The 16,829-nt window shown below is 71.9% G+C and carries 21 protein-coding genes and 1 tRNA gene; 8 read left to right on the forward strand and 14 right to left on the reverse strand.

Annotated features, from left to right (window positions below; translation table 11 throughout):
- Nucleotides 1-7: 7 nt before the first annotated feature.
- The 4 genes from QJR14_06120 to fabL all read right to left on the reverse strand — a co-directional run bounded on the left by QJR14_06120 (nt 8) and on the right by fabL (nt 4,154).
- Entirely contained in the window at nt 8-1,345 is a 1,338-nt protein-coding gene (locus QJR14_06120) for a SufD family Fe-S cluster assembly protein (protein MDI3317176.1), read from the reverse strand.
- Nucleotides 1,342-2,130, reverse strand: a complete 789-nt coding sequence (sufC, locus tag QJR14_06125) for a Fe-S cluster assembly ATPase SufC (GenBank protein MDI3317177.1) — start codon at nt 2,128-2,130, stop codon at nt 1,342-1,344. The genes QJR14_06120 and sufC overlap by 4 nt, the downstream gene beginning before the upstream one ends.
- A gap of 111 nt (nt 2,131-2,241) precedes the next feature.
- A complete protein-coding gene (locus QJR14_06130) occupies nt 2,242-3,345 on the reverse strand; it encodes a Xaa-Pro peptidase family protein (protein ID MDI3317178.1) in 1,104 nt (367 codons plus the stop codon).
- Nucleotides 3,346-3,392: 47 nt separating this feature from the next.
- On the reverse strand, nt 3,393-4,154 hold the full coding sequence (fabL, locus tag QJR14_06135; protein ID MDI3317179.1) for an enoyl-[acyl-carrier-protein] reductase FabL: 762 nt from the start codon (nt 4,152-4,154) through the stop codon (nt 3,393-3,395).
- 200 nt (nt 4,155-4,354) lie between these two features.
- Between fabL and QJR14_06140 the strand changes: the two genes are divergently transcribed.
- On the forward strand, nt 4,355-5,140 hold the full coding sequence (locus QJR14_06140; GenBank protein MDI3317180.1) for an SDR family oxidoreductase: 786 nt from the start codon (nt 4,355-4,357) through the stop codon (nt 5,138-5,140).
- Nucleotides 5,141-5,189: 49 nt separating this feature from the next.
- On the opposite strand, the gene QJR14_06145 is transcribed toward QJR14_06140, so the two are convergent.
- On the reverse strand, nt 5,190-5,471 hold the full coding sequence (locus QJR14_06145; protein ID MDI3317181.1) for a hypothetical protein: 282 nt from the start codon (nt 5,469-5,471) through the stop codon (nt 5,190-5,192).
- Between the two features lie 16 nt (nt 5,472-5,487).
- A complete protein-coding gene (gene folE, locus QJR14_06150; GenBank protein ID MDI3317182.1) occupies nt 5,488-6,063 on the reverse strand; it encodes a GTP cyclohydrolase I FolE in 576 nt (191 codons plus the stop codon).
- Nucleotides 6,064-6,193: 130 nt separating this feature from the next.
- On the opposite strand from folE, the gene QJR14_06155 reads away from it, so the two are divergent.
- The 6 genes from QJR14_06155 (at nt 6,194) to QJR14_06180 (ending at nt 10,119) form a co-directional block, all read left to right on the forward strand.
- Nucleotides 6,194-6,631 (forward strand): MaoC family dehydratase N-terminal domain-containing protein, encoded by a 438-nt coding sequence (locus QJR14_06155; GenBank protein MDI3317183.1) that lies wholly within the window; start codon nt 6,194-6,196, stop codon nt 6,629-6,631.
- Nucleotides 6,628-7,062, forward strand: coding sequence for a MaoC/PaaZ C-terminal domain-containing protein (locus QJR14_06160; GenBank protein ID MDI3317184.1), 435 nt, complete (start codon nt 6,628-6,630; stop codon nt 7,060-7,062). The genes QJR14_06155 and QJR14_06160 overlap by 4 nt, the downstream gene beginning before the upstream one ends.
- Before the next feature lie 83 nt (nt 7,063-7,145).
- Nucleotides 7,146-7,607 carry a transcriptional repressor gene (locus QJR14_06165; GenBank protein MDI3317185.1) on the forward strand — a complete coding sequence of 154 codons (462 nt, stop codon included), beginning with the start codon at nt 7,146-7,148 and terminating at the stop codon, nt 7,605-7,607.
- 58 nt (nt 7,608-7,665) lie between these two features.
- Nucleotides 7,666-8,088: a rubrerythrin family protein gene (locus QJR14_06170; protein MDI3317186.1), complete on the forward strand. Its 423-nt coding sequence runs from the start codon at nt 7,666-7,668 to the stop codon at nt 8,086-8,088.
- Between the two features lie 70 nt (nt 8,089-8,158).
- On the forward strand, nt 8,159-9,499 hold the full coding sequence (locus QJR14_06175) for an anaerobic glycerol-3-phosphate dehydrogenase subunit C (GenBank protein ID MDI3317187.1): 1,341 nt from the start codon (nt 8,159-8,161) through the stop codon (nt 9,497-9,499).
- 23 nt (nt 9,500-9,522) lie between these two features.
- A complete protein-coding gene (locus QJR14_06180; protein ID MDI3317188.1) occupies nt 9,523-10,119 on the forward strand; it encodes a DUF3501 family protein in 597 nt (198 codons plus the stop codon).
- A gap of 42 nt (nt 10,120-10,161) precedes the next feature.
- On the opposite strand, the gene QJR14_06185 is transcribed toward QJR14_06180, so the two are convergent.
- On the reverse strand, nt 10,162-11,112 hold the full coding sequence (locus tag QJR14_06185; protein MDI3317189.1) for an ornithine cyclodeaminase family protein: 951 nt from the start codon (nt 11,110-11,112) through the stop codon (nt 10,162-10,164).
- A gap of 239 nt (nt 11,113-11,351) precedes the next feature.
- Here QJR14_06185 and QJR14_06190 point away from each other — a divergent pair, with 239 nt between their 5' ends.
- Nucleotides 11,352-11,981 carry a Fe-Mn family superoxide dismutase gene (locus QJR14_06190; protein MDI3317190.1) on the forward strand — a complete coding sequence of 210 codons (630 nt, stop codon included), beginning with the start codon at nt 11,352-11,354 and terminating at the stop codon, nt 11,979-11,981.
- Between the two features lie 67 nt (nt 11,982-12,048).
- Here QJR14_06190 and QJR14_06195 read toward each other — a convergent pair whose 3' ends face one another.
- The 7 genes from QJR14_06195 to QJR14_06225 all read right to left on the reverse strand — a co-directional run bounded on the left by QJR14_06195 (nt 12,049) and on the right by QJR14_06225 (nt 16,827).
- A complete protein-coding gene (locus QJR14_06195; protein MDI3317191.1) occupies nt 12,049-12,555 on the reverse strand; it encodes an NUDIX hydrolase in 507 nt (168 codons plus the stop codon).
- 3 nt (nt 12,556-12,558) lie between these two features.
- Nucleotides 12,559-14,028: a hypothetical protein gene (locus QJR14_06200; GenBank protein ID MDI3317192.1), complete on the reverse strand. Its 1,470-nt coding sequence runs from the start codon at nt 14,026-14,028 to the stop codon at nt 12,559-12,561.
- Complete coding sequence (locus QJR14_06205; protein MDI3317193.1) at nt 14,006-14,329, reverse strand: small, acid-soluble spore protein, alpha/beta type; 324 nt, start codon at nt 14,327-14,329, stop codon at nt 14,006-14,008. The genes QJR14_06200 and QJR14_06205 overlap by 23 nt, the downstream gene beginning before the upstream one ends.
- A gap of 128 nt (nt 14,330-14,457) precedes the next feature.
- Nucleotides 14,458-14,552: transfer RNA gene (locus QJR14_06210), tRNA-Sec, on the reverse strand.
- A gap of 90 nt (nt 14,553-14,642) precedes the next feature.
- A complete protein-coding gene (locus QJR14_06215; GenBank protein MDI3317194.1) occupies nt 14,643-15,593 on the reverse strand; it encodes a peptidyl-prolyl cis-trans isomerase in 951 nt (316 codons plus the stop codon).
- Nucleotides 15,594-15,743: 150 nt separating this feature from the next.
- Nucleotides 15,744-15,983, reverse strand: coding sequence for an acyl carrier protein (locus QJR14_06220; GenBank protein ID MDI3317195.1), 240 nt, complete (start codon nt 15,981-15,983; stop codon nt 15,744-15,746).
- A 127-nt stretch (nt 15,984-16,110) separates the two neighbouring features.
- Entirely contained in the window at nt 16,111-16,827 is a 717-nt protein-coding gene (locus tag QJR14_06225) for a metal-dependent hydrolase (GenBank protein ID MDI3317196.1), read from the reverse strand.
- Between the last annotated feature and the right edge of the window lie 2 nt (nt 16,828-16,829).

Consider the following 16,829-nt stretch of genomic DNA (forward strand, 5'->3'; position numbering starts at 1 on the left):
GCCATGGTCATCCCAGCTTCCTGTCGATGGATCGTGCGAAGGTCTCGCGGAGGGCTCCCTCCGGCACGCGTTCCAGGAGCGGCTGAAAGTAGCCCGCCACCACCAGGCGGCGCGCCTCCTGCGGGGGAATGCCGCGGCTCTCCAGGTAGAAGAGCTGCTCGTCGTCCACCTTCCCCGCGGTGGCCGCGTGACCCGCCTGGACCTCGTTCTCGTCGATGACCAGGCTGGGGATCGCCTCTCCCCGCGCCGCCCGGTCCATCAGCAGCGTGCCCTCCCGCTGGTAGGCGTTCGACGCCTTGGCCCCGCGCAGGATATGCGTCCGGCCGCGGAAGATCGAGCGCGCCTCGTCGAAGAGGGCGCCCCGGGCGGTCATCTCGCTGGTCGTCTTGCGACCCTGGTGGATCATCTCGCCCGGGAAGTCCAGGTGCTGCCCTCCGGTGCCCAGGAAGGCCAGCGCCGCCCGGGAGCCGGAGCCGTCGCCCAGGAGCTCGGAGCGGAAGCCCGAGCGGCTCACCCGGGCGCCGAACTCGCCCAGCACCCATTCCACCGAGCTGCCCGCCGCCTGCCGGGCGCTCCGGCGGGCGAAGGCGAAGGTCCCGTCCCCCAGGAGCTGGAGGCCGATGTAGCGAAGCCGGGCCTCCTCGCCGGCGTAGACCTCGACCCCGTGGAGGTAGAGCCCTGGCGCCCCGGTCGCGGGCCTCCCGGCCACGGCGACCACCACGGTCGCCTCCGCCTCGGGCTCCAGGACGACCAGGCTGTGGCCGACGGCTCCTTCCTCCGGCCGGTCGAGCCAGTCCAGCAGAAAGAGCGGCGCCTCCACGCGCACCCCGCGACCGACGTGGAGGAAGAAGCCGCCGCGCCAGGCCGCCCGCTCCAGCAGGTCGAGCTTGGTCTCCTCCGCCCAGGCGGGCCCGAAGAGATGGGAACGCACCAGCTCCGGCTCCTCCCGCACCGCCTGCGCCAGCGCCAGGAAGCGGACGCCCTCGGGGAGCGACCCCTCCCCCGGCAGGACGACCGGCTCCCCGTCCCACTCCTGAAGGACGGCGGCCTCCCTCGACGCCGAGAGGAGCGGCTCCAGCTCGGCGGGCATCCGCGTCGCCGGCAGGTCGGAAGGCCGGGGGCCCTCCGGGCGAAGCGGCTCCACCCGGTCGAGGGAGAAGCCGAGCGAGGCCAGATTCGTCTTCCTCCAGGCCTCCACGTTGGCTGCGGGCAGGTCGGTCGCCTCGTACCTCCGCCAGGCCTCCCGGCGACTCTCCGCCACCCATTCCGGCTCCCCCAGGGCGGCCACCCTGCGGGCGAAGAGCTCGGCGTCCAGCGGACGCCCGGCCTCGGTGCTCAGGCTCATGACGGGGCCCCCTCGCCGCCCGCGGCACCACCGGCGGCCGGCGTCGCGTACTGTTCCTCGATCCAGCCGTAGCCCCGCTCCTCCAGCTGGTCGACCAGCTCCCGGCCGCCCGAGAGGACGATGCGACCGTCCACCAGGACGTGGACCACGTCCGGCTCGATGTAGCGCAGGATCCGCTGGTAGTGGGTGATCAGGACGATGCCCAGATCCGGCCCGCGCAGGGCGTTGACACCCTCGGAGACGACCCGCAGCGCGTCGATGTCCAGGCCCGAGTCGGTCTCGTCCAGAATGGCGATCTTGGGCTCCAGAAGCGCCATCTGGAGGATCTCGTTGCGCTTCTTCTCGCCGCCGGAGAAGCCCTCGTTGAGGTAGCGGTTGGCGAAGCTGGGGTCGATCTGGAGCTGCCTCATCTTCTCCTGCAGAAGGCGGTAGAACTCCATCACCGTGTAGGGCTTCTCGCGCCGGGCGTTGACCGCGGTGCGGAGGAAGTTGACGTTGGTCACGCCCGGCACCTCGGTGGGATATTGAAAGGCCAGGAAGAGGCCGGCCCGGGAGCGCTGGTCCGGCCGCATGGCCAGGAGGTCCTCGCCGTCCAGGAGCACCTGCCCGTGCGTCACGCGGTAGGCCGGATGTCCCGCCAGCGCCTCGGCCAGCGTGCTCTTGCCGGCTCCGTTGGGCCCCATCAGGGCATGGACCTCGCCGCCCTGCACGGTCAGCGTGATGCCTTTCAGGATCTCCCTCTCCTCCGTGCGGACGTGCAGGTCCCGGATCTCGAGCTTCGGCATGGCTCCAACCCCTCGAACCGAAGTAAATCCGACTTCCCAAGTAGGATTTCATCCGGTAGGATACCACACTCGCCGGCGCCGGCAAATCCCGCCTGCACGGTTCGAGCAAGGTCAAACCGGGATCACGTGCAGGTCGCGCGGCAGCCGGCTGAGCACTCGCGCCCCCTCCCCGGTCACCTCGACGATCTCTTCCAGGCGGATCCCCCAGCGGCCGGGGAGGTAGACGCCCGGCTCCACCGAGAAGAACATGCCCGGCTCCAGCCGCGTCCGGCTCTGCCGGTGGATCCAGGGCGGCTCGTGGGTGGCGAGGCCGATGCCGTGCCCCAGCCGGTGGGTGAAGGTGGGACCGTAGCCGGCCTCTTCGATCACCCGGCGTGCGGCCGCGTCGACCTCGGCGGCGACGACGCCCGGGCGGATGACCGCCAGCGCCGCCTCCACCGCCCGCTCCACCACCGCGTGGACGCGGCGGACCTCTTCCTCCGGCTCGCCCAGCACGGCCACCCTGGTCAGGTCGGAGCAGTAGCCGTCCAGGGTGGCGCCGATGTCCATCACCACCGGCTGCCCGGGGACGACGGGCTCGCCGGAGGTGTGATGGTGGGGCAGGGCGCCGTGGGCGCCGGCCGCCACCAGCGCGAAGTCGACGCGTTCGGCGCCCCCTTCCTGGAAGGCGCGCTGGATGGCGGCCGCCACCTGCCTCTCGGTGGCGCCGGGGCGGAGCGCTGCCCAACCTGCCTCCATGGCCCGGTCGGCCAGGGCGGCGGAACGCTGGAGCCGCTCGGCCTCCTGGCGATCCTTCACCGCGCGGAAGGGCTCCAGCGCCGGTCCCAGGTCGACGAACTCGCCCCCCACCCGCCGCAGGACGGGGAGCAGGGTGGCGGCGGGCATCCTGCCGTCCACGGCCACCCGTTTGGTCTTGTGGACGCCCAGCCGGTGGAGGAACTCGCCGATCCGCACACCCGGGTCCTGATCGTCGCTCCAGACCACCCAGACGAGGCCGCCCGCGCCCTCGGGCCCCAGCGCGCGGCGGAACTGCTCCTCGTTCAGCTGCGGGACGAAGAGTCCCGTCTCCGCGTGGGTGATGGCCAGCAGGCAGGGCCGCTCGTCCGCCACGGGCGTGAAGCCGAGGAGATAGCGCATGGTGTCGCCGGGCGCCACCAGCACCGCGTCCGCCCCCAGCCTGCGCAGCGCCTGACGGCCCGCTTCCAGTCGGATCACGCTCCTCCCTCCTCCGAAGTTCCTGCCGCCGGGAGCCTCCCCGCTCCTCACCGGAGCGAGTACCCGCCGTCCACCACCAGCACCTGGCCGCGGACCATCTCGGCCTCGTCCGAGCAGAGCCAGGCGACCGCGGCCGCGATGTCCTCCGGCCGCAGGATCCGGCCCGCCGGCGTCTCCCGCTGCGCGGAGGCCAGGAGCTCCTCCCGGTTGGGGAAGTGGCGGATGGCGTCGGTGTCGACCACGCTGCCCGAGACCGCGTTGACGGCGATCCCGTAGCGGGCCAGGTCGACCGCCAGGTAGCGGGTGAGCGCCTCCAGCGCCGCCTTGGAGACGCCCACGGCCACGTAGTACGGGATCACCCGGTGCGAGCCGAGGCTGGTGATGTTGACGATCCGCCCGCCGCCCGCCTTCTGCATCAGCGGCACCGCCGCCTGCGAGCAGAGGAAGGCGCCGCGCGCGTTGATGTTCATGGTCCAGTCCCAGCCCTTGGCGTCCAGCTCCATCACCGGGTGGAGCGAGCCCGAGGCGGCGTTGTTGACCAGGATGTCCAGGCGGCCGAAGGTCGCCTCCACCTCGTCGAACATGGCCTGTACCCGTTCCGGCTCGCCCACGTGCGCCCTGACCAGGTGAGCGCGCCGGCCCATCGCCTCGACCTCTCCCGCCGTCTCCTCGGCCGGCTTCCGGTTGCGGAAGAAGTTGATCGCCACGTCGGCGCCCTCGGCGGCCAGCCGGAGCGTGATCGCCCGGCCGATCCCGCGCGAGCCGCCGGTCACCAGCGCCACCTTGCCTGCGAAACGGCCTTCACCCATCCGGATCCCCCCGCTTCCGGGCCGCTCCAGCGCGCCCGGCTTCGCCGTCCGTTCCGGTTCCGCACCGGTTCCGATTCCGCGCGCGGCCGCCGACTTCCTGGGGCGGAACGGCAGCGGAGGAAGTATAGCCCGTCCCAACCCCTCCCCGCGTTGCGCGCCCCGGGCCGCGACCGGTATCTTGCCTCCGGGGGTGCAGCTGGATGGGGCGGCGGGAGGGAGGCCCGGAGACCCCGCCCGGGCGGGTGGCGGTGGTGACCGGGAGCGCGACCGGTATCGGCGCCGCGGTGGTGCGGGTGCTGGCCGAGGCGGGCTACGAGGTCGGCGTCAACTGGTTCCACAGCCGGGAGCGCGCCGAGGAGCTGGTCCGCTCCGTCGAGGCGCTGGGGCGGCGTGCCCTGGCCGTCCAGGCCGACATGTCCCGGCGGGAAGAGGTGGACGCCGCCTTCGACCGCTTCCTCGACTTCTTCGGCCGGGTGGACGTGCTGGTCAACGCCGCCGGTCCCTTCATCTTCGAGGATCGGCCGCTGCTGGAGACCTCGCCGGACGAGTGGCGGGAGCTGCTGGACGGGAACCTCTCCAGCGTCTACTGGGCGGTGCGCCGGGTGCTGCCGGGCATGCGCCAGCGGCGCTGGGGGCGGGTGATCAACTTCGGCATGACCGGTTCGGCGGTGGCCGGCTCCTACGTGCGCGCGACCGCCTACGCCGCGGCCAAGAGCGGGCTCGCCTCGCTCACCCGTTCCCTGGCGCTGAGCGAGGCGCCCTACGGCATCACCGTCAACATGGTCTCCCCGGGCCTGATCCGGCCGGCCTGGAAGGAGCGGCGCATCGCCGAGGCGCGCGCGGCGCGCGACCCGGCGGTCCCGCTGGGCCGCCCCGGGACGGGGGAGGACCTGGCGCGGGTGGTCCTCTTCCTCTGCGAGGAGGCGTCCGACTTCCTCACCGGCAACGTGATCGAGGTGACCGGAGGGTGGCGGCCCGAGCCGTGAAGAGGCGCCGGCCAGCCACGGCCGGCGCCCGGTCCTGCGCCCGGCCGGCTCAGGTGCCGGGGGCGTACCGCTCCCGCAGCGTCCGCAGCCTCTCCAGGGCCGCTTCCTCCGCCTCGTCCGCGCGGCTGGCCCAGTCGCCGCCTTCCTCCGCCTTGAGGCGGATGTTGCCCACGGTCCTGGCCTCCACCTCGTCCAGGAAGGCGCCGATCTCCTCCGCGCCGTACTCGCCCCAGGTGCCCGCCACCACCCGGCGGAGGAACTCCTCCAGGTCGAGCGGCTCCTCCATCGCCAGCTCCGTGTAGAGCTCGTCCAGCGTCGGCTTCCCGCCCACCCGCGATCCCCCCGGCTCAGCTCCAGCTGTCGGCGCGGAGCAGGCGGAGCGCCTCGTTCCGGGTCGCTTCCTGCTCCGCGAAGACGCCGCGGACGGCGGAGGTGACGGTGACCGACCCCGGTTTTCGGATCCCGCGCATGGTCATGCAGAGGTGTTCCGCCTCCACCACCACGAGCACGCCCTTGGGCCGGAGCTTCCCCTCGATCGCCTCCGCCACCTGGGCGGTCAGCCTCTCCTGCAGCTGGGGCCGGCGGGCGGCCGACTCCACCACCCGGGCCAGCTTGGAGATGCCGGTGATCAACCCGCCGGAAGGGATGTACGCCACGTGCGCCCGCCCCCGGAAGGGAAGCAGGTGGTGCTCGCACATGGAATAGAACGGGATGTCGCGGACGATCACCAGATCGTCGCGCTCCACGTGGAAGAAGCTGGTCATCTGCTCGGCGGGGTCGGCGCCCACGTCGCTGAAGAGCTCGGCGTAGGCATCGGCGACGCGCCGGGGCGTCTCCCGCAGCCCCTCGCGGTCGGGCTCCTCGCCGATGGCCAGGAGGATCTCGCGCACCGCGTGCGCGATCCTCGTCCGGTCCACCTCCATCGTTCGACCGCCTCCTTGGCACGGCTCCTCTCAGTGTAGAGGGTGGTCGGTGCGATACAAGCCGGCCTCGGCGCCGGCCGGGCCGGTTCGGGGGGCGACTGGTATCCTTTGCCCGGAGGTGTTCTCGCTCTTGCAGCAGGATGAGCAGGCTGCGGAGGGACTGGAACCGTCCCTGGTGGGCCGCGCATCGCCGCCGCGACCCGTCCGCGTCGAGCCGGAGGCCGTCCGCCGCTTCGCCCGGGCGCTGGGCGACCCGCGCGCGGACGATCCCGGCTGGGTTCCGCCCACCTTCCCCATCCGCTTCGGCATCTGGGAGAGCGGCATACCGGGGCTGCAGCTGGACCTGCGCCGCGTCCTCCACGGGGAGCAGGCGTTCCGGTACGCCCGTCCCCTCCGCCCCGGCGAGGAGCTGGAAGTGCGCAGCCGCGTGGCCGACGTGCGGCGGAGGAAGGGTTCGCAGGGCTCGCTGACGCTTCTCGACCTGGAGATGCTGGGAGTGGACGCGGAGGGGCGGGAGGTCTTCGCCGCCCGGACCACCCTGGTGGTGCGCGAGGGGGTGGGGGGATGAGCGTCGACTGGTCGGGGCTTCGGCCCGGCGACGAGTTGCCGCCGATGTTCTACGGCCCGGTGAGCCGGGAGCAGCTGGCCGCCTACGCGGAGGCCTCGGGCGACCGGAACCCGATCCATCTCGACGACCGGGTCGCCCGCGCTTTCGGCCTGGAGGGCGTCATCATCCACGGCATGCTGGGCATGGGGATCCTGGGCGCCGCGCTGGGCCGCTGGGCGGGGGCCGGGGGCTGGGTCCGCTCCTTCGAGGTCCGCTTCGCCCGCATGATCCGCCCCGGCGAGCCGCTGACGGCCCGCGCCCGCCTCCTCCGCCGCGAGGGAGGCCGGGCGGAGCTGGAGGTCTGGATCGATCCCGGTGACGGCAGTCGCGCGACCCGAGGCCGCGCCGTCCTGGAATGGGAACCGGGGACGGCCAGCACCACCACGCCTTGACATTCATGACGGGTTTGTATTAGAAAGTGATTGCTAACCGATAGCGGCTATCGGTTGGCAGTGGGTGCCGGGTGGTGGAAGGCATGTGGTCGACGACGGTCGCGGCGACCCTCCGCGAGTCGGGCAAGCGGATGACCCCCCAGCGGCAGGCGGTGGTGGAGGCTCTGGAAGAGCTGCAGAACGCCCACCCGGCCGCGCAGCAGGTGGCCGAGCGGGTCCGCCGCCGCCAGCCCATGGTCTCCGAGGCGACGGTCTACAAGATCCTCTCGGAACTGGTGGGCCTCAACCTGCTGGCCGCGGTGGACGTCCACGACGGGCGAGTGCACTACGACCTGAACACCGCCCCCCACGCCCATGCCGTCTGTCGCCGCTGCGGCCGGATCGACGACGTCCGCGTCGGCACCCGGGCCTGGCCCTACCGGGGCGGAGCGGAGGCCGAGGAGGCGCTGGCGCTGCCGGCGGGCTTTCGCCTGGAGGCGGTGGAACTGGTCCTGCGCGGCCTCTGCGCCGATTGCGCCCGGCGGGCGGCGGGAGCCGCCGGTTGAAGGCGGTATGGAGCCAGTCCAGTCAGGTCAGGACTTCCATGAGGAGGTGCCCGTGTCCATGCCCAAGCTCGAGGGGAGCAAGACGCTGGAGAATCTGAAGGCCGGCTTTGCCGGCGAGTCGCAGGCCAACCGGCGCTACCTGTACTTCGCGCGCCAGGCCGACATCGAGGGTCATCCCGACGTGGCCGGCCTCTTCCGCGACGTGGCCGAGGGCGAGACGGGCCATGCCTTCGGCCATTTCGACTTTCTCAAGGAAGTGGGCGACCCGGTGACCGGCGTCAAGGTCGGCACCACCGAGGAGAACCTCCACTCGGCCATCGAGGGCGAGACCTACGAGTACACCGAGATGTACCCGGGCTTCGCCCGCACCGCCCGTGAGGAGGGCTTCGACGAGATCGCCGACTGGTTCGAGACGCTGGCCCGGGCGGAGAAGTCCCACGCCGGCCGCTTCCAGAAGGGCCTCGAGGCGCTCAAGCAGTGAGCCCGGCCCGGCGGGGCGGGGAGAGGTGCTGGCCCGTCCCCGCCGGGTTCGTTCGCGAGGGGGGAGCTTCGTGGGGGAGGAGACGGCGGTCCGCTCGCCGACGCCCGGCGAGGAAGGGTTCTGGAGCGCTGCCGCGGTCCGCGCGGAGATGGAGCGCGTCTTCGACATCTGCAACGGCTGCCGCCTCTGCTACAACCTGTGCCCCTCCTTCACCACCCTGCTCCAGCGCATCGACGAGAAGGGCGACGGCGACCTGCAGGCCCTCGACCAGGTCGATTACGACGCGTTCGTCGACCTCTGCTACGAGTGCCACCTCTGCTACCCCAAGTGCCCCTACACGCCCCCGCACCGGTATGCCATCGACGTGCCGCGACTCGTCCTCCGGGCGCGGGCGGTGCGGGCGCGGGAGCAAGGGGTGAAGCCGCAGGACCGCTTCCTCGGGGAGACCGACCGCCTGGGCCGGCTCGGCACGCGGCTGGCCCCCGTGGTCAACGCCCTCAACCGGAGTCCCCTGGCCAGGGGGTTGATGGAGCGGCAGGTAGGCGTGGCGCGCCAGGCGCGCCTGCCCCGTTACGCCGCCCGCCCCTTCCATCGCTGGTGGGAGGAGCACCGGCCGGGCGACCCGCCCGAACGGGGCGGGAGCCGCCCGCTGGCCGAACCCGGCTCCAACGGCCGCGTCGTCCTCTTCACCACCTGCACGGTGGAGTACAACGAGCCCGAGACGGGTGTCGCCGCCGTGCAGGTCCTGGAGCACAACGGGGTGGAGGTGGGGCTCCCGCACCAGCGATGCTGCGGCATGCCCTTCCTGGACGGGGGCGACGTGGAGAGCGCCCGGCGGAACGCCGAGTACAACGTCACCCAGCTCGACGCCTGGGTGCGGGCGGGCTACACGGTGGTCAGCCCGGGACCCACCTGCAGCTACACGCTGAAGGTGGAGTACCCCTGGCTCCTCGACGGCGACCCCGCCGCCCGCAGGGTGGCGGAGGCGACCCGCGACCTGGGCGAGTACCTGATCGAACTCCATCGTCAGGGGAAGCTCTCGACGGACTTCCAGGACGTCCCGGCGCGGGTGGTCTACCACCTCCCCTGCCACCTGAAGGTGCAGAACATCGGCGCCAAGTCGCGAGACCTCCTCCGCCTGATGGGCGCGGAGGTGACGACGGTGGAGCGCTGCTCCGGCGTCGACGGCACCTGGGGGTTGAAGGCGCAGAACCACGCGCTCTCCCTGCAGGTGGCGAGGCCGCTCTTCCGCCGGGTGGAGGAGGAGCCGGAGGCGGTGGTGGCCGGCGACTGCCCGCTGGCCGCGCTGCGCGTGGAGGAGGGAACCCGCCGCCCGGTGCAGCATCCGGTCCGGCTCCTGGCGCGCGCCTACGGCCTGGCGCCGGAAGCCTCCTCGCCGGGGAAAGACTGACTCAGGAAGGAGGCGATCACGCGTTGCAACCGCTTACCATGAACGACATCCAGCCTCTCGACGAGTACCTGAAGGTGCGGGACGAGCGGCGGAGGCAGGCGATCGCGCTCCGCAACCGCCGGCGCGTCAGCCTGGGCGACCGCCTCTCGCTGGGGTTCGAGAACCGCGAGACGGTGGCCTATCAGGTGCAGGAGATGATGCGGGCCGAGCACATGCGCGAGCCGGCCAAGATCCAGGAGGAGATCGACACCTACAACCAGCTGGTCCCGGGGAAGGATGAGCTGAGTGCCACGCTCTTCATCGAGATCCCGGACCAGTCGCTGATCCGGCAGGAGCTTCACCGCTTCGCAGGCATCGAGGAGTCGATCTTCATGGTGCTCCCCGACGGCCAGCGGATCCAGGCCGAGCCGGACGAGCACCGCAGCAAGGAACGGCGTGGCGAGGAGACCACGGCGAGCGTCCACTACCTCCGGTTCCACCTGGGCGAGCAGGGAAGGCGGAGCTTCCTGGAGGGGAAGGGGCGGGTCGTGGTCGAGAGCGTCCATCCCCAGTACAGGGAGCAGGCAGTGATCGGCGGCGAGACCTGGGATTCGCTGGCCGAGGACCTGCGCCAGTCGTAGCCGGGCGGGCAGGGCGCCGGAGGGGGCAGGCCGGTGAGGAGATCAGTCGAGGCGGCGACCCGCACCCAGGGCCATCGCCTTCCGGTAGACGCGAGCGGCGGTGGCCACGTCCTCCACCCCCAGGCCCAGCGACTCGAAGAGGGTGATGGCGTCGGGAGAGGGCCGGCCGGGAAGGCGGCCGCTCAGGATCTCCCCCAGTTCCACTACGCGCGACCAGCCCTCGCCCTCCTCGCCGAAGGCCCGGTGGAAGTCGCCGGCCTCGAGGCGCGCCTGGGCGCGGTCGTCCACCGCCACCACCGCGGCGCGCTCCAGCGCCTCCGCGTCCACCTCGGCGTGCTCCCTGCGGTTGGAGCCGACCGCGTTGACGTGGGCGCCGGGCTTCAGCCAGCGGCCCAGGAGGACCGGGTCGGCGGCGGTGGTGACCGTGACCACCACGTCGGCGCCGCGCACGGCCGCCTCGGCGTTCTCTTCGGCCGCCGCCTCGACGCCGTAGCGCTCGCGCACCTCGGCGGCCAGGCGCTCGCGGCGGTCGCCGCTGGGCGAGTAGATGCGGACCATGTGGATGGGCCGCACCGCCAGGATCGCCTCGATCTGGGAGCGGGCCTGCCAGCCGGCTCCCAGGACGGCCAGCTGGTCGGCCTCGGGGCGCGCCATCAGGCGGGTGGCCAGACCGGAGGCGGCACCGGTCCGCATCTGCCCGAGCCGGTCTGCCTCGATCAGGGCGAGCAGCTCGGCCGTGCGGGCATCGAAGAGGACGATCACAAACTGGGTGCCGCCGGCGCCGCCGGCATAGGCCTTGAGGCCCATGACGCCGCTGGCGGGGAGGGAGGCGGGCATGACACTGAGCACCGTCCCCTCGCCGCGCAGCCGCTCCCGGTTGCGGCAGTCGGCGCTGCCCTCCGCCTTGGCGCGGAAGGCTTCCTCCACCGCCTGGAGGGCGTCTTCCATGGTGAGGATCTCGGTCACGTCGCGCTCGGTCAGGTAGATGGCCACGAGCACCGCCTCCTCGCAGAGCGAAGTTGGCCCTTCGCCGGACGCTTCCTGCCACGACAAGGATTCCGTCGATCCGGCATGGGTTGCGCAGCGGGGGCGCGGGCGGAGCGCCGGCGGTTTGCAAGCGCCTGGGAGCAAGGACCATAATGGTTCCCGGTCAACGGCGCTTTTCCCTGTAAGAACCTTAGGCAGGGAAGGCTGGAGGAGTCGTCATCCGTCTCACCCATCTCACAGGAGGGATGAAGATGCCGCGCAAGTTCAAGGAGAACCTGAAGCCCCAGGAGCTCGAGGGGCTTTCCCAGAAGCAGATCGACCAGCACTTCGACGTCCTCTACAAGGGCTACGTCAACAAGACCAACGAGATCGAGGAGAAGATGAAAAGCGTCAACCTGGACGAGGCCAACGCCACGTACAGCCTCGTCCGGGAGCTGAAGAAGGAAGAGGTCTTCGCCACCAACGGCGCCCGTCTTCACGAGGGCTACTTCGGGAACCTGAAGAAGGGCTCGGGGCAGCCCGGCGGTCCCATCCTCCAGCTGATCAACGAGGACTTCGGCTCCTTCGAGAACTGGCAGAAGGAGTTCCTGGCGCTGGGCATGTCCGCGCGCGGCTGGGTCGTCCTGGCCTTCGACTGGGATGACGGGAAGCTCCACAACTACCTGACCGACATCCACTCCGAGGGGGTCTGGGACGCCTCGCCCCTCCTGGTGCTCGACGTCTACGAGCACGCCTACTTCATCGACTACGGCACGGCGCGCAAGGACTACCTGAACGCCTTCATGAGGAACATCGACTGGGACGTGGTCAACCGGCGGGTCGAGAAGCTGAACGTCATGGCCCACCGGCAGGGCCGCGGCGAAGACTGGCGCTGACCCCCGTCGAAGCGGAGGAAGCCCTCCCCCGGGAGGGCTTCCTCCTCGCCGGTGCGCCACCCCGCGTTCAGGCACCGCCCCGCCTCCCCCGGCCGCCGAGCCAGTCGCGCAGCGCCTCCCCCGTGCTCTCGAAGGCCAGCTCCGACCAGGGGATCTCCTCGGGCAGGAAGGTGCGGATCTCCAAGGTCTCCGGGCCCGGCCGGGGCTCCCCCTCCAGGACGCGGGCGGCGTACACCACCGTCACCACCACCGAGTCCACGTAGGAGTAGACGCCCACCAGGCCTTCCAGCTCCACGCGCAGGCCGACCTCCTCCTCCGTCTCGCGGCGGGCGGCCGACTCCACCGTCTCGCCCCGCTCCAGGTAGCCGCCGGGGAAGACCCATCGCCCGCGGCCCGGGTCGATGGCGCGGCGCAGCAGGTAGAGCCGCCCGTCGCGAACGGGGATGGCGCAGGCGCTCACCTTGGGATCCAGGTAGAAGACGTAGCCGCAGGCTTCGCAGCGCAGGCGCGGGCGGTCGTCGGGGGCCCGGAGGCGCCAGCGCAGGCGCCTTCCGCAGGCAGGGCAGTAGAGCACCCCTCACGCCACCTCGGGCGGGGGAAGCAGCCGGATGTAGAGCGCCTCGCCGCTGGACTGGACGGTGCCCCGCGCCGCCTCCACCTCCAGGCCGTCCACGCGCAGGAGGAGTCCCTCCTCGAAGAGGGCCGGCCGGCCCGGCGGCAGCTCCTCCTCGTCGCCGAAGAGGCGGACCCGACCGCTGACGTTGACCTCGAGCAGCCCGGCGCGGAGATCGTGGACCAGCGGTCGCCCGCTCACCTCCAGCCGCGCCCCGTCGAACCGGAAGCTGGCGCTGCGCGTGTAGAGCGTCAGCCCCTCGTGGATCCGCTCGCCCTCGGTCGGCGGCGTCGCCGAGAGCAGGCGGAGGCGGGAGACGTCGAAGATGAGAAGCGTGCCGGGGGCGCGCAGCACCAGGTCGACCAGCTCCTGCTTCCTCTGGCGGCGCAGGTCGGCGGCGTCGTGCTCGGCCAGGAGGCGGTGGTCGTAGTCGTACCGCGTCTCCACCTGGCGGAGGAGCGCCTCGTCGCCGTCCCCCCCGTCGAAGGTCACGTGCTCCTCCAGCAGGTCGTCGAGGCTCGGACCTCCCGGGAGGATCCGCCCCGGCCAGCCCGGTTCCAGCCGTTCCAGGACCAGCGCCATCCCCAGCCCGCTGTAGGTGAAGCGGCGGCGCAGCGCTCCCCGCCCCAGGTAGTTGATCCGCCGCATCTCCTCCAGCCGCTTCAGCTGGAGCTCCGCCACGTGCAGGTAGCCCGCCTGCCCGGTGATCTCGCGGAAGACGGCCGAGGGCTCGTAGCCCTGCCGGACCCGCTCCATCGCCTTCCACTCCACGTAGCCGGCCGGCCCCTCGCGCAGCTCCATCGCCTGTTCGTAGGCGACGGTCTCGTCCTCCATCCAGGCGCGGCGCTCGCGCCGGACCAGGGCGAAGGCCCGGGCCCAGCGCTCCAGGGGCATCCCCTGGACCCCCTGGACGGCGTCGGCCAGGAGAAGGCCCTCCAGGTTGCCCAGGGCGTTGTTGGCCGCATCGTCCACCGGGTAGGCCGCGCTTCCCTCCAGCTGGACGGGGTTGACCGAGACGCCCAGCCGCCCCGCCCAGGCATGGAAGGCCTGGTGGATCACGAGGAAGACGAAGCTCTCCAGATCCTGGTTCCCCTCCCCGCTCCACTCCACGGGGAGGAAGGCCGTCCGCTGGTTCCGGTAGGGCAGGATGGCGGCGCCGCCCTTCACCCGCGCCGGCGCCTCCACCGTGTAGCCCACGGGGCCGATCACCCGCTCCCCGCGCAGGAAGACCGGATGGGCGCCGGCGGGCGGATTGCGGTGGCCGACCAGGACGCATTCGCCGTCGGCCGTGTAGAAGCCGACGGCCGAGTTGCGCATGCGCCAGCCCGGCCAGAGCGGCTCTCCCGCCTCGTCGATCCGGACCGCCTCCAGCCAGGCGGTCAGCGCACGCTCCTGGCCGGTTTCCAGCTGCTCACGAAGCACTCCCGCTTCCACGTCGGCTCTCCCCACCGCTCTCCGCCCGCTTCAGCCGGCGGGTCATCCATCCGCCCAGCCGGCCGGTCTCCGCCGCCGTCAGGCCACCCCAGCCGGAGGAGCGGACCCGCTCTTCCAGGCCCAGTTCCCGGGCGACCTCCAGCTTCAAACGCGCCAGCGGGCCGTCGCCCGCGAAAGGATCCTTCCTGGCCCTGCCCTTCCCGCCGGCCGCGGCCGCCGGCTTGGCACCGGCCTTCGCCTGCGCCGCCGCTCCGGCCTGCGGCCTCCGGCCCTCGGATCGCTGATCCTGCTTCGCCCCCACGGGCCCGTTCACCTCCGCCCGCCTAGCCTCTCCGGCTCGGGGGCGGAGCTTACGCGGGGAGCGGCATCCCACTCCGATGCCGCTCCGCGGACCAATCCGGGTCCGGTTGACCGAACCGTCAAATCCCATGGCGGGAGCATGTGGGAATCGAACCCACCCGGGACAGCCCGTGCCCCACGACGGTTTTGAAGACCGCGAGCGACACCAGTCGCCAGCTGCTCCCGCCAGAACTGTAGGATCGGCGCCCCCGGCTGTCAAACCGCGGCTCCCCCAGGCCAGGGCAGGTGGGCGCCGCCGGGGCCGGCCGCCCCGGCTAGGAGGCGCCCGAGTAGCTGTTGGTGGCCTTCGCCTTCTGCTTCAGGTCCGCCAGCCAGCCGGGCAGTCGCTGCTGGACCGCCTGGTCGAGCAGGATCTGGTGGATCCGGTCCTTCACCTGCTCATACTTCGCCGGCACCGGGGGCTTGATCGCCTCCGCCTGGAGGATCTCCCAGCCGGCCTGCGTCTGGACGGGTTGCGAGATCTCGCCCTGCTTGAGCGCGGAGAGGGCCGACTCCGCCGCCGGATCGAGGGTGCCCGGGCTGACGTAGCCCAGCTCCCCGCCCTTGTCGCGGGTGGCCGCGTCCAGCGAGTACCGCTTGGCCAGCGCGCCCCAGTCCCCGCCGGCCGCCAGCTGCCGGCGGACCTGGTCCGCCTCCTGCTGGCTGGGCAGCAGGATGTGACGCGCCTTCACCTGCGCAGGCGTGTCGAACTGGTCGTGGTTCTGGGCGAAGTAGTCGCGCATCTGCTGGTCGGTGATGCGCACGTCGCCGCCCAGAAGCTTCTCCAGCTCCAGGTTGATGCGGATGTTCCGGCGCAGGACCGTCTCGGTGATGCCGGCCTGGGCCAGCGCCTGCCGGTAGGCCTGGTCGCTGGCGAAGCGCTGGCGCGTCTGCGCCAGCTGCCGCTCCACCTCCTGGTCGGTGATCCGGATGCCTTTCCGCTGGGCTTCCTGGTCGACGAGCCGCTCCGAGATGATCTGGTCGACCGCGGCGGCCAGCTGCTGCCTGCCGCCGGGCTGCTCCGCCAGCGCCTGCAGCAGGTCGCTCTGGGTGATGGGCTTGCCGCCGACGCTGCCTACCGCCTGCTGAGCCTGGGCGCCCTGCAGCCGCGCGATCCACACGCCACCCGCCAGCGCCACCAGCAGGAGAACCATCGTGCTCCACAGGAAGGGATCACGCCAGCGGACCCCTCCCGACCCCGTCGGGTTCTCCGGACCTCCCTGCAACCGCTCTCCCCCCAACGTCACCGGCTCCGGCCGGTCCACGTCCCCCAGCCTAACAGGAAAAGGCCCCGGTGACCTACCGGGGCCCCCAACCCGCGCTGCCTCCCTGCGGCCCGAGATCGCCGGCGACCGGCTCCGGAGAGGGCAGCAGCCCTACTCCTGGTGGGCCTTGATGTAGTCGACAGCGTCACGGACGGTGGAGATCTTCTCCGCGTCCTCGTCCGGGATCTCCAGTCCGAACGCTTCCTCGAAGGCCATGATCAATTCGACGGTATCGAGGGAGTCGGCGCCCAGGTCCTCCACGAAGGAGGCGTCCGGAGTCACCTTCTCCTCGTCGACACCGAGGTTCTCCACGATGATTTCTTTCAGCTTGTCGAAGATCTCCTGATCCATCCCGTGCCCTCCTCGGATCGGTGGTCGGGTTCTCCGTCTCCTCCCGAGCCTTGTGCAGCCGCGCCCCGCGGCGCGGGGCGCGCGCTGCGCCGCGACGTAATGACAATACGCGGCGTCCCCTCCCAACTCAACCCTTGTAGGTCTCGCCGGGGCGCAGCACGTGGACCCTCAGGCCAGGCACCCGTCCCGCCGCCTCCAGGAAGGCCTCCGCCGTCCCCGTCAGCGCCGGGAAGGTGCCGTAGTGGATGGGGATCACGTCCTGGAGGCCCAGCCAGGTCGCCGCCACCGCCGCCTCCTCCGGGCCCATGGTGTAGAGGTCGCCGATGGGCAGGAGGCCGATCTGCGGCCGGAGCCTCTCGCCGATCAGCCGCATGTCGGAGAAGAGGGCCGTGTCGCCGGCGTGCAGGAGGCGCCGCCCGTCCTCCAGGGTGAGGACGAAGCCCGCCGCAGCGCCGCCGGCCACGATCCGGCCGTCGGCGTCGCTGATGCCGCCCGAGTGCTCCGCCGGGATCATGGTCACCCGGAGGCCCGCCGCCTCCACCGTGCCGCCCTTGTTCATGCCGATCACGTTGGCAAGTCCCTGGGCGCCCAGGTAGGTGGCCACCTCGTGGATCGCCACCACCGGCGCGCCGCTCTCGCGGCCCAACCGCACCGCATCGCCGAGATGATCGAAGTGCCCGTGGGTGACCAGCACCAGATCCGCCTCGCGCCAGCCCCGGAAAGGCTCGGGACAGGCGGGGTTCCCCTCCAGCCAAGGGTCGATCAGGAGCTGGCGGCCGCCCGGTGTCCGGACCCGCACCGCCGCGTGGCCCAGCCAGGTGATCTCCAGCTCACCCGTGGCCAACC

It is taken from the genome of Bacillota bacterium (assembly GCA_029961055.1).
GTDB lineage: Bacteria > Bacillota > Sulfobacillia > JAIMAT01 > JAIMAT01 > JAIMAT01.